Annotated in this window: 10 protein-coding genes; 4 read left to right on the plus strand and 6 right to left on the minus strand. The window is 74.2% G+C overall.

Features of this window, described 5'->3' with window-relative positions; all coding sequences use genetic code 11:
• Positions 1 to 7: 7 nt before the first annotated feature.
• From BM242_RS08230 to BM242_RS08245, 4 genes are all read right to left on the minus strand, one after another.
• Positions 8 to 1444, minus strand: coding sequence for a phytoene desaturase family protein (locus tag BM242_RS08230; RefSeq protein ID WP_175541312.1), 1437 nt, complete (start codon positions 1442 to 1444; stop codon positions 8 to 10).
• A gap of 63 nt (positions 1445 to 1507) precedes the next feature.
• A complete protein-coding gene (locus BM242_RS08235; RefSeq protein WP_093838034.1) occupies positions 1508 to 2338 on the minus strand; it encodes an inositol monophosphatase family protein in 831 nt (276 codons plus the stop codon).
• Between the two features lie 104 nt (positions 2339 to 2442).
• A complete protein-coding gene (locus tag BM242_RS08240) occupies positions 2443 to 3771 on the minus strand; it encodes a hypothetical protein (RefSeq protein WP_093838035.1) in 1329 nt (442 codons plus the stop codon).
• Between the two features lie 114 nt (positions 3772 to 3885).
• The gene (locus BM242_RS08245) at positions 3886 to 5742 is read right to left on the minus strand and encodes a gamma-glutamyltransferase family protein (RefSeq protein ID WP_093838036.1); all 1857 of its coding nucleotides are present in this window, start codon (positions 5740 to 5742) and stop codon (positions 3886 to 3888) included.
• A gap of 23 nt (positions 5743 to 5765) precedes the next feature.
• Here BM242_RS08245 and BM242_RS08250 point away from each other — a divergent pair, with 23 nt between their 5' ends.
• Together BM242_RS08250 and BM242_RS08255 are read left to right on the plus strand one after the other, a co-directional pair.
• Positions 5766 to 6509: an SIR2 family NAD-dependent protein deacylase gene (locus BM242_RS08250; RefSeq protein ID WP_093838037.1), complete on the plus strand. Its 744-nt coding sequence runs from the start codon at positions 5766 to 5768 to the stop codon at positions 6507 to 6509.
• A 78-nt stretch (positions 6510 to 6587) separates the two neighbouring features.
• Complete coding sequence (locus BM242_RS08255) at positions 6588 to 6797, plus strand: hypothetical protein (protein ID WP_093838038.1); 210 nt, start codon at positions 6588 to 6590, stop codon at positions 6795 to 6797.
• A 53-nt stretch (positions 6798 to 6850) separates the two neighbouring features.
• On the opposite strand, the gene BM242_RS08260 is transcribed toward BM242_RS08255, so the two are convergent.
• Both BM242_RS08260 and BM242_RS08265 read right to left on the minus strand, forming a co-directional pair.
• Positions 6851 to 7636 carry an N-acetylmuramoyl-L-alanine amidase gene (locus tag BM242_RS08260; RefSeq protein ID WP_175541313.1) on the minus strand — a complete coding sequence of 262 codons (786 nt, stop codon included), beginning with the start codon at positions 7634 to 7636 and terminating at the stop codon, positions 6851 to 6853.
• 228 nt (positions 7637 to 7864) lie between these two features.
• Entirely contained in the window at positions 7865 to 9241 is a 1377-nt protein-coding gene (locus BM242_RS08265; protein ID WP_093838040.1) for a cytochrome P450, read from the minus strand.
• Positions 9242 to 9613: 372 nt separating this feature from the next.
• Between BM242_RS08265 and BM242_RS08270 the strand changes: the two genes are divergently transcribed.
• Together BM242_RS08270 and BM242_RS29270 are read left to right on the plus strand one after the other, a co-directional pair.
• Positions 9614 to 10549, plus strand: a complete 936-nt coding sequence (locus tag BM242_RS08270) for an SAM-dependent methyltransferase (protein WP_093838041.1) — start codon at positions 9614 to 9616, stop codon at positions 10547 to 10549.
• A 41-nt stretch (positions 10550 to 10590) separates the two neighbouring features.
• Positions 10591 to 11748: a terpene synthase family protein gene (locus BM242_RS29270; protein WP_175541315.1), complete on the plus strand. Its 1158-nt coding sequence runs from the start codon at positions 10591 to 10593 to the stop codon at positions 11746 to 11748.
• Positions 11749 to 11808: the final 60 nt, after the last annotated feature.

Genomic DNA, 11808 nt, shown 5'->3' on the forward strand with positions numbered 1-11808 from the left:
TCCCGGCCTAGCCGGCGCCGAGCGGGCCGCGCAGCCGCTGCCAGACGGCGCGGGCCGCGTTGTGCCCGGACATCCCGTGCACCCCCGGGCCCGGCCAGGTGGCCGAGGAGCACAGGAACACCGCCGGATGCCCGGTGGCGTAGGGGTTCCAGGCCGGACGCGGCCGGAACAGGGTCTGCAGCCCCCGGTACGCCCCGCAGGCGATGTCCCCGCCCACATAGTTGGCGTTCCGCCGGGCCAGCTCGGCCGGGCCGGCCACCGCGCGGGCCAGCACCAGATCCCGGAAGCCGGGCGCGAAGCGTTCGATCTGCCGCTCGATGGCCCCGGTCAGATCGCCGTCCCAGCCGTTGGGCACATGCCCGTAGGCCCAGAACACATGCTTGCCCTCGGGAGCCCGGCCGGGATCGAACACCGTCGGCTGACAGGTGATCAGAAAGGGCCGGTCCGGGGCCCGGCCCGCGATCGAGGCGTCGTGCAGCGCCGTCCCGATCTCCTCCGCGGAGGCCCCCACATGCACCGTGCCGGCCCGCCGCAGATCGGGGTCCCGCCACGGCACCGGTCCGCTCAGCGCATAGTCGATCTTGAACGAGGCGGCGCCGTAGCGGAAGTTGCGGAAGGCCCGGCCCAGCCCGGCGATCCGGGCCAGCGCGGTGGGCGAGGTGTCGAAGACATAGGCGCGGGCCGGCGGCAGATCGTCCAGCCGCTTCACCTCGAAACCGGTGTGCACCGTGCCGCCGCACTCCGCCAGCAGTCCGGCCAGCGCGTCCGAGACGGCCTGCGAGCCGCCGCGTGCGACGGGCCAGCCCTTGTCGTGCGCGGCCAGCGCGAAGGTCAGCGCGATACCGCTGCTCGCCGGGGTGGACAGCGGGGCCATCACATGCGCGGCCAGCCCGGCCAGCAGGGCCCGGGCCCGGGTGTCGCGGAAGCGGCGGATCAGCCAGGAGACCGGCTGCACTCCCGCCAGCCCGAACCGGGCCAGCGTCACCGGGCCGCGCGGCGGCAGGCTCCGCCAGGGCACCGAGAGGAAATCCGCCGCCAGGGTGTCCCACCGGCCGGTGAACGGCTCCATCAGCCGCCGGTAGGCGCCGGCGTCCCGGGCCCCCAGCGAGGCCGCGGTCACCCCGACCGACCGGGACAGCACCACCGGCGGGCCGCCGTCCGCCATCGGCTGCGCCATCGGGATCTCCGGGTGCACCCACTCCAGGCCGTGGGCCCGCAGCGGCATGGCCGCGAAGGCGGGCGAGCCGATGCCCATCGGATGCGCGGCCGAGCAGGGGTCATGGCGGAACCCGGGCAGCGTCAGCTCCTCGGTGCGGGCGCCGCCGCCCACCGTCTCCCGGGCCTCGAACACCTCCACCGAGAAGCCGCGCCGGGCCAGTTCCACCGCGGCGGTCAGCCCGTTCGGTCCGGCTCCGACCACCACCACATCACGGATCGACGGCACGGTCAGGCTCTCCCCTCGCCGGTGAGGCTTCGGTAGCGGTGCGCGGGCGGCGGGCCCCGCCGGTCAGGCGGAATCCGGCCGGGCCGCGGCCAGGACTGTGAGGATACGCCGCGCCGTGTGCTCGTCACGCGCCGCGGTGAACGGCAGGGCGTTGCCGCCGGTGATCCGGTACGGCGAGCCGTCCGCGGCCAGCGCCACCCCGCCCGCCTCGGCCACCAGCAGCAGGCCCGCGGCATGGTCCCACGCCTTCTCCCAGGTGTAGACCAGGGCGTCCAGATGGCCGCGGGCGACCCGCAGATACTCCACCCCCACGCTGCCGCTGGGCCGCGGTTCGAAGCCCGGCGTGTACAGCGCCGCCATGATCTTCTGGTGCTCCTCGGTGGCGAAGTCCGGATGGGTCAGGGCGATGTCCAGGGATGCGCCGGGCGCGGGCGAACCGGCCCGCAGACGCTCGCCGTTGAGCCAGGCCCCGGCACCACGGCGGGCGGTGGCCATCAGGTCCTGGGCCGGGAGGTAGGTCCAGGAGGCCAGGAGCCGGCCGTGCTGGGCGAGGGTGAGCAGGGTGCAGAACCCCGGCCCGCCGCGCACGAACTGCCGGGTGCCGTCCACCGGATCGATGATCCACACCGGGGCGCCGCCGCGCAGCGCGTCATAGCTGGCCGGGTCCTCGTACACCCCCTCCTCGCCGACCACCAGGGAGCCGGGCAGCAGCGCGGTGAGCGCGTCGGTGAGCAGCCGCTCGGCCTGCCGGTCGGCGACGGTGACCACGTCGTGCGGGCCGGATTTGCTCGACACCTCGTCCTCGGCGAGCTGCCGCCAGCGCGGCATGATCTCCACGGCGGCGGCGCGCCGTACCGCGTCCTCGGCTCTGGCTGCCAGCTCTTCGTCGATCATGTGACCATCGAAACACGCCGCGGCTCACGATGCGGCATGGAATGCCGAACGCGCCCAGGATTCCGGCCCCGCGCCGCGCCGGCCACCGGCGGCCGGCGGCGGGGTCAGGCGACGCCGGCGCGGCGGAGTTCGGTGGTGAGGGCGTGATGGTGCAGGGGGGAGACCTGCCGGGCCGCGTCCAGCAGCAGCGGGGTGACGACCGAGGGGGCGTCCAGCGCCGCGCCGACCGCCTCCTGCGCGGTCTTGGACCGCACCACGGCGGTGAGCAGGGTGACCGCCTCCGCGGCCAGCCCGGCGTTCGTCAGCTCCGCGGCGATGGTGCCCGCCTCCCCGGCGGGCCGGGCCGCGCTCTGCCGCAGCAGCCGGCCGCACTCCCGCGCCCGGCCCGCCGCGGCCAGCGACTCGGCCACGGCGGCCAGCCGGTCCACAGGCAGCGCCGCGGCCTCCCACAGCAGGGTGTCGATCTCCGGCTCCAGGCCCGCCCCGGCCATGCCGTCCAGCACCAGCGGCAGGCGGCGGCCGGGGCCGCCGAGCACCTCGCACAGGGCGGCGTAGAACTGTCCGCCGCTGCCCTCCCGGCGCAGCCGGACCAGCCGGGCGGTCAGCTCGGCCGCCAGGCGCCGGTCCTCCTCGCCGGGCGGCTCGGGCCGCGGGCGGAGGGGACTCTCCGGTGCCGCGCCGGCGAACCGGGAGCCGGTGGGCCGGGCACCGCCCGGACGGTCCGGGGCCGCCGGCGCCGGGACGGGCCGCGGCGCCGGCGGTGCCGGGGCCTCCTCGGCGGCGCCGGCGAACCGCGCCCCGCGCGGCCTGGCCTTCTTCGCGCTCCGGGCCCGTGTGCCGCCTCCGGCGCTCCCGGCGCTCCCGGCGCTCCCGGAGGCTGCCGGGTTTCCGGTGCCGGGGACGGCGCGCAGCCTCGGTGCGGGCAGGGCGGCGATGCGCTGCTCCAGTTCGGCCAGCCGGGCCCGGGCCCGGTGCTCGTCGTCCCGGGCCCACAGCCGCAGCGCCGCGAACCGCTCGGCCTCCCGGTGGCGGCCGTCCGTCCCGGCCTGCCGGGCGGCCTCGGCGAGCTGCTGCTCCTGGCGGACCGCCTCGCGCCGCTCCCGCTCCGCCCGGGCGCGCTGCCGCAGCAGCAGCTCCCTGGCGTCCGGCCGCCGGTCCTCGTCGCGCAGCGCGGCGTCGTACCAGTGGCGCAGCGAGCGGGCCCGCGGCTCGGCTGCCCCGGTGCCGTGCCGGGCCGAGAAGTCGTGCAGCAGATCCGTCACCACGTCCCAGGGCGGCAGAACGCGGCCGGACAGCCAGGCCGCCAGCTCCTCCGGCGCGCGGGCGGCGAAGGCCGCATACCATCCGCTCGCCGGATCGAGGGCCCGGACGATCAGGCGCAGTTCGGCGTGGAACGCCGCCTCGGGTTCCTCCGGCTTCGACATCTCGGCCATGACGATACTCAACCGAAGATGTGTTACGGGAAGCGTTTCCGCTTTGCTACAGCGGCTTTTCGGCCTCTTCCCGGTTTCCCGCCCCGGCTGCCGTCCCGCCGGCCGGACGGGACGTCAGCGGCCGACCGCGTAGCCCTGCATGCCGCGCGGGTTGGCGGCGGCCGAGAGCACCCCCGTCTCCGGGTCGCGGGCCACCGCGCACAGCCGTCCCTCGGTCCAGGGCGCGGCCACCGTCACCCGGTGTCCGCGCCGCCGGAGCTCCTCGATCACCCGCTCGCCGGCCCGCGACTCCACGGTCACACTGCCCGGCCGCGTTGCGCGCGGGAAGAACGAACTGGGGAAGCTGTCCTGGTGCCAGCCGGGCGCGTCGATGGCGCCCTGGAGGTCCGGCCCGCCGCGCACCGGCCGCCCGCGCAGCGCCACGTCCAGGAAGAAATGCGTCTGCCACTGGTCCTGCTGGTCGCCGCCCGGGGTGCCGAAGGCCAGCACCGGCTCGCCGTCGCGCAGCGCCAGCGAGGGGGTCAGCGTGGTGCGTGGCCGGCGGCCGGGAGTCAGCGAGGACGGCAGGCCGGGCTCCAGCCAGGTCATCTGCAGCCGGGTGCCCAGCGGAAAGCCCAGACCGGGCACGACCGGGCTGGAGTGCACCCAGCCGCCGCTGGGGGTGGCGCTGACCATGTTGCCCCAGCGGTCCACCACATCGACATGGCAGGTGTCGCCGCGCATCTCGCCGGTGGGGGCCACGGTCGGCTCGCCGGTGCCCGGGGGCGCCCCCGCGGCGGTCGAGCCGATGCCCATGGCGTCGTAGCCGGGGTCGCCCGCCGGCGTCGTCCGCCCGGCGTGCGTGGCCAGCACCGGGGTCCGGCCGTCCGGTGATCCCGGGCGCAGGGCGGGGTCGGCCCGGTCGCCGATCAGCGCCCGCCGGGCGGCGTTGTACTCCGGCGACAGCAGGGCGGCCAGCGGCACCTCGGCGGCGTCGCCGTACCAGGCCTCGCGGTCGGCCATGGCCAGCTTGCTCGCCTCGATCAGGGCGTGCAGATACTCCGGCGAGCCGAGGCCCTCGGGGCTGATCACCCCGCTCAGCGCGCCCGGCAGCCCGCCGTCCAGCAGGGCGAGCTGCTGGAGCAGCACCGGGCCCTGGCTCCACGGGCCGGCCTTGCAGACCGTCCAGCCGCGCCAGTCGTAGGTCACCGGCTCCTCGTAGCCGGCCGACCAGCCGGCCAGGTCGTCGCCGGTCAGCACCCCGGCGTGGCGCTCGCCGCTGGAGTCCATGGCCGGCCGGGCGGCGTGCGCGGCGATCGCCTCGCCGATGAAGCCCTCCCGCCAGGTCCGCCGGGCGGCCTCGATCTGCGCCTCGCGGTCCGGGCCGGCGGCTTCTGCCTCGGCGAGCAGCCGGCGCCAGGTGGCGGCCAGATCCGGGTTGCGCAGCAGCGAGCCGGGGGCCGGGGCGGCGCCGCCGGGCAGCCAGACCGCGGCCGAGGCGGTCCACTCGGTCTCGAACAGTTCGCGGACGGCCTCGATGGTGCCGGTGATGCGCTCCACCGCGGGGTGGCCGTGCTCGGCGTAGCCGATGGCGTATTTCAGCACCTCGGCCGGGGTCCGGGTGCCGTGGTCGCGCAGCAGCACCATCCAGGCGTCGAAGGCACCGGGGATCACCGCGGCCAGCGGGCCGGTGCCGGGCACCAGGTCCAGACCCAGCGAGCGGTAGTGCGCGATGGTGGCCCCGGCCGGCGCCGGGCCCTGGCCGCACAGCACCCGGACCCGGCCGCCCGCCGGGGCCAGGATGACCGGCACGTCCCCGGCCGGGCCGTTGAGGTGCGGCTCCACCACGTGCAGCACAAAGCCGGCCGCGACCGCCGCGTCGAAGGCGTTGCCGCCGTCCTCCAGCACCGCCATGGCGGACTGGGAGGCCAGCCAGTGGGTGGAGGAGACCATTCCGAAGGTGCCCTGAAGGGTCGGCCGGGTGGTAAACATGCCGGTGATCGTAAGCTTTTCCTATGAACGCTGACGAGGGGCGGCGTCGGCCCATGGTGGCGATTCTCAGCGGGGCGGGGATCTCCACCGACTCCGGCATCCCCGACTACCGCGGTCCGAACGGCCTGTGGCGCCGTGATCCCGGCGCCGGGAAGCTGGTCAGCCACGAGGCCTATATGAGCGATCCGGAGGTCCGCCGCCGGGCCTGGCGGGTCCGGCTGGACAGTCCCGCGCTGCGCGCCGAGCCCAATGCCGCGCACCGCGCCGTGGCCGGGCTGGAGCGCTCCGGGACCCCGGTGCGGGTGCTCACCCAGAATGTGGACGGGCTGCACCAGAAGGCCGGCATGCCGGAGCGCAAGGTGCTGGAGCTGCACGGCAACGCGCACACCGTGGAGTGCACCGGCTGCGGCGTACGCGGTCCGATGAGCGAGGCGCTGGAGCGGGTGGCGGCGGGCGAGGAGGACCCGGACTGCCGGTCCTGCGGTGCGGTGCTGAAGTCGGCCACGGTGATGTTCGGGCAGCGGCTCGACCCCGGGGTGCTGGCCGATGCCGTGGCCATCGCGCGGGCCTGCGAGATCTTTCTCGCGGTGGGCACCAGCCTCCAGGTCCAGCCGGCCGCCTCGCTGGCCGGGCTGGCCGCCGGGCAGGGCGCCCGGCTGATCATCGTCAACGCCCAGCCCACGCCCTATGACGAGCTGGCCGACGAGGTGATCCGCACCCCGATCGGCGAGTCGCTGCCGCCGCTGCTGGCCGCGCTGGCGCGCTGACGGGGGCGGGCGCCCGGGCGGAGGGCGGCGCGCGCCGCACATCTGGCGCGCCGGCGCACAAGAGCGCACGATGGCGGTGTGACCGTGCCCAGGATCGTTGTCTACCCGCCCACCCCGGGCGGGGGCCGCCGGGTACGGGTGGACCGGGAGATCCTCGGCATCGCCCGGTCGACCGGGGAACTGGTGGAGTTCCTGCGCCGCGCGGGGGCCGATCCGGAGAGCATCGACATCACCGATCCCGCGGTGGTGGAGTGGCGCGGGCCGGGGCCGGAGGTCTGGGCGGAATAGCCGCGGCCGGCCGCGCCGCGGCGCGGCCGGCCCGTTGCGTCGCGCCGGCGGGGTCAGCCGGTGACGTCGAACCTGTACTTGTCGCCGAGCCTGGTCAGCGAGGTGCGGCCGGGGATGCCGTCCGCGTCCGAGCCGCTGAAGCCCAGACGGCGCTGCCAGGCGGCATAGGCCGACACGGTCGCCGTGCCGAAGTGCCCGTCCGCGTAGCGCGAGGCCAGCAGGCCCTCCTTCACCAGGGCGGCCTCCACCGTCTTGACCCCGGAGTACGAGACCGGGGTACCGGACCTGGGCGGGTCGTTGCGCGCCGCCGCGACCAGCTTGGCCAGCGAGACCGAGGGTCTGCCGGGCGAGGAGCCGCCGCCGGGCCGGGGCATGCCGTCCCGCACCCAGTCGTACAGCGGGTCGCCCGGGCACTGGGTCGAGATACCGTCCCGGTGGCCCTTCTTCGCCAGCGTTCTGCCGGTGCGGCGGCATGCCTCGTCGTAGACGTCGCGGGCCGCGCGCAGCGCGGCGTCGCTGGGCTTCTGGCTGCCGCCGATGGCGACATAGACGCCGAAGCCGGTGCGGTTGTAGCCGGGGCAGTGGGCGCCGACCAGGCCCCAGCCGCGGCCCTCGTAGACGGCGCCGTCCTGGTCGACCAGGAAGTGGTAGCCGACCCCGGACCAGCCGTTGGCGAGATGGATCGCCTCCACCTCGCGGGGCACCCGGACGCCCGTGGAGTAGGGGGGCGGGTCGCCGTGGTAGTGCATCATCACCGTCGTCCGCTCCGAAAGGGACACCGAGCGCGGTGTGCCCTGCCAGGGTTTGGCGCCCCAGTCGGCGCGGGTGATCAGTTCCATGGTGGTGCTCCTAGGGGCAGGGAAGGGGATGCCGGAGGGGGCCACGCCGGCCCCGTCACGGGCACGGCGGACAAGGGCCGGAACGTTCAACTGGTCCGGCCCGTTCATGAGTTGTCCGCCTTGACAGTCTGTTGCCCACAATATGGCGAAACAGACCGCACCCGTGGGTGAATATGTGAACTCTCCGGGGGTGTTCACCCCGCCCGGCCGCCCCGGACGGGGGCGGGATCAGGCCGTGCCGCGCGGCTCCGCCGTCACCGGCATCCTGTTGGGGTGGATGCCGGCCCGGACCACCGGCCTGATCTCCACCCCCGGCAGCGGGCGCAGCCGCCACCGCCGGCAGATCATGGCCACCGCGATGGTCATCTCGGTGATCGCGAAGGCATCCCCGATGCACTTGTGCGCACCGACGCTGAAGGCCATCCAGGCGGCCCGGGGCACCTGCGGGGGCGGCTCGGCGAGCCAGCGGTCCGGGTCGAACCGGTACGGGTCCGGATACCAGCGGGCGTCGTGGTGCACCATGTGCGGGCTGTAGAGGATCTCCGCCCCCTCGGGGACGGTGACCCCGCCCAGCCGGATGTCGTTCCTGGCCCGCCGCATCAGGATCCAGGGGGCGTGCACCCGCAGGGTCTCCTTGACGACGCGGCCGGTGTACGCCAGTTTCGCCAGGTCCTCGTGGTCCGGATCGCGGTCGCCGAGCACCTCGTCGATCTCGGCCAGCACCCGGGCCTCCACCTCCGGATGGCGGCTGAGCTCGTAGAACAGCCAGGCCAGGGTGGCGCCGGTGGTCTCCATGCCGGCGATCCCGAAGTTGATGACGTTGTCCCGCACCTGGCGGTCGGTCAGCGTCTCGCCGTCCTCGCCCCCGGACTGCGCCATCATGGCCAGCAGGCTGTTGTCGTCCTCGGCGGCGTCGGCCCGGTAGGCGGCCACCGCCTGGCTGGCGGCGGCCCTGAGATCGCGCAGCGCCCGGTCGAAGCGGCGGTTGCCGGGCGTCGGCACCCGGCCCCACTGATCGGGCGTGGCGGCCCGGACGATGAAGCCGCGGGAGACGATGGGCAGGGTGCGCCGGAACTCGGCGGCGATGGAGGAGGGCAGACTGCCGGCGAACAGGCATCCGGTGACGCTGTCCAGCGAATACCGGTCCATCTCCTTGTCGAGGGCGATCACCCGGCCGGGCCGCCAGTCCGCCATCAGCTCCTTGGCCACCTGCCGTATCGCCACGCTGTAGCCGGGTATCCGGGAGTGGTGGAACGCGGGCTGGAGCTTGCGCCGCAGCCGCCGGTGGGTCTGGCCGGAGGTGCTCAGGATGCCCTCGCCCATGACGAGCGACATCTTCTTGAAGAAGCGTCCCCGCTCGAACTCGTGCTGCTTCTCCACCAGGGCGAGCTGGAGCAGTTCCGGATGGTTCACCGCATAGACGGACATGGGGCCGAACCGGATCTTCAGGACATCACCATGGGCCGGCAGCGAGGTGATGAAGTCGAGCGGGCGGCGGATCATGGCGGGCATGTGCCCGATCAGTGGCCAGGCTCCCGGCGCCAGGGGCGCGCGGCCGGACTGCCGGCCGGGGCCCGGCACCGTTCTCTCTGCCGTCTCGGCCATCTGTGGTCCCTTCTCTCCGGGTGTTCCGGTGCGGTGTGACGGAGTGATCTGTTCCCCCGTGAGTGAACTCACATTCGCCGAAATCTGTCGATTAACGCCATGTTCATGGCTTGAAGATTTCGGATTTCTTTCCCCTCTTGAGCGTTTCCCCAGGTCGGCTCGGTGCTGCCCGGTTGCGCTGGGGAGGGTGGGCTCGGGGAGGATGGGGTGAGAAGCGTGGCGGTGGGGCGTGGCCGGGGATGTTGCGATGTAAGGGCGTTTTGCGACAGAAAGACTTTTGCTTGTGACTGTTTGGTGATTTCTCTTGATGAGTGCTGGGTAGTGATGGCGTGGTCACGACATGTACCCATGGTCTATGCGGGAGGAATGTTGATGGACGGCACCCAATCCCCGTCCTCGGCAACGGCGGTCGCTGCCCCGGCCGCCGGGCCGGGCCCGGTGCCCGCCTACTACTCGGCGAAAACCGAAGAGATCATCCGCAAGTACGGCAATGGGGGAAGAGGCGCCCCGCACTACCACCTCGGTCTGTTCGACGGCCCCCTGCCCACCTCACAGATCGGCCCGGAGGCCATCCGGGAACGCATCTGCCGGGCCCAGGAGGCCATGCTGGAACGCGCCGCACGGCGCTGGGGGGTGTTCGCCGCACCGCCCGGCTCCCTGCTGGACATCGGCTGCGGACTCGGCGGCGGCTCCCTCTACTGGGCACAGGAGCACGGCGCGCGGGTCACCGCACTCACCAACACCGCGGCGCACATACCCCACCTGTGGGAGTTCTCCCGGGCCGCCGGGGTGGCCGACCGGATCTCCCCGGTCCTGATGGATGTCCACGACCTGAGCACGGAGCGCGCCTACGACGCCGCGGTCGCCTTCGAGAGCACCAACCATATGGAGCGGTACCGGCTCTTCGAGGTGGTCGCCCGGGCGCTGCGGCCCGGCGGCTGGTTCGGCATCGAAGACCACTTCCTCACCGGGGACCGGGCGGCGGAATACCTCAACGACTACTACACGACACGGCTGGGCACCTTCGACGAGTACCTCTCCGCGGCCCGCGCCGCCGGCCTGGAACTCGCCGACAACGACGATGTGACCGCCGGTGTCACGGAGTTCTGGGTACAGAGCATGGCCTGGTCGGCCACCGAACTGGAGCGGGCGATGCAGTCGGGCGACGCCGGCGAGACCACCGAACGGACCGGTTTCACCACCGCCCGGCTCGCCGAATCGGCCCGGAAGCACGGGATCTTCTTCCGCCTCTGGCGCGACCGCGAGGTGGAGACCCGGCTGCTGCTGTTCCGCCTGCCGCCCCGCTGACCGCCTGCGGCGGGACGCCGCCGCGGACTTGGAGACCCAGCATGCGCACCGCGCCCACCACACCCACAGCACCGGAAACCCGCACCGCACCGGCAGGCTCCGCGGCGGTGGCGCCGGGATGGACCCCGCCGCCGTTCTGGTGCCCCATCGAGCCCGCCGACCCGCCCGTCCACCCCGACGCCCCCGGGATCGAGCGCCGCGCCCGGGAATGGGTGATCAACTCCGGCATCGTCCGGGACGAAACCGCGCTCGCCTGGAACCTGGCGACCCGCTGCACCGATGTGAGCTGCCGGGTGATCCCCGAGGGAGACGCGGAGAAGGCCTTTCTCTTCACCATCTGGAACCACTGGGCCTGCGCCCTCGACGACGCGGTCGACGACGGGCCGGCCGCCACCACCACCGGCGCGGCCGTCATCGACATCGCCGCCCGGGTCTGCCGCGCGCTGGAGCTGCCCGGCTCCGGGATGCTCGGCCCGGACCACCCCTTTGCCCCGGCCCTCCAGGACCTGGTGCACCGCACCCGGGCGGTCCTCACCCCGGTCCAGCTCCACCGGGTGGCCCACGGGCTGCGGGACTGGCTGTGGGGAACGGCCTGGCTGGTCTCCGCACAGGAGCGCGGAGTGCTGCCCGCCATCGGCGACTACGCCGCGATGCGCCCCTCCGCCATCGGCACCCGGTTCTCCCTCGCCTGGGGCGAACTGGCCCCCGGCATCGCGGTGCCCGCCGAGGAGCTGTACTCCCCGCCCGTACAGGCGGTGACCGACGCCGCCGCCTTTGTCTTCGGCTGCGACAACGACCTGTGCTCCTGGGGCAAGGACCAGGGCACCGAACGCACCTACCCCAGCCTGCTCACCATTCTGGCGCGGGACGCGGGATGCTCCCCCGAGGAGGCGGTGCCCGCCGCGGTGGCGCTGCGGGACCGGGTCATGACCCTCTATCTGCGGCTGCGCGACCGGATCGCCCGGGACGCCGGACCGGACCTGCGCCGCTATCTGCGGGTGACGGACCACTACCTCGTGGGCTGCCTGCACTGGATGGACGCCGCCCCCCGCTTCGCCAGCCCGGCCGGCCGCCATCCGCTGCCGGTGGCGGGCGCCCGGCTCGGCATCACCTGGCGCGACACCCCGGCCGACGACACCCTGGAACCGCCGCCCGGCCTGGAGCAGGTCGCCTGGTGGTGGCGGCAGCTCGACGGCTGACCGCGCCCCCGCACCCCACCGCACTCACCGCCCGGCACCGCACGCACGCATGGCGCCGCG

This window comes from Streptomyces aidingensis (assembly GCF_900112355.1).
GTDB classification, from domain to species: Bacteria; Actinomycetota; Actinomycetes; order Streptomycetales; family Streptomycetaceae; genus Streptomyces; species Streptomyces aidingensis.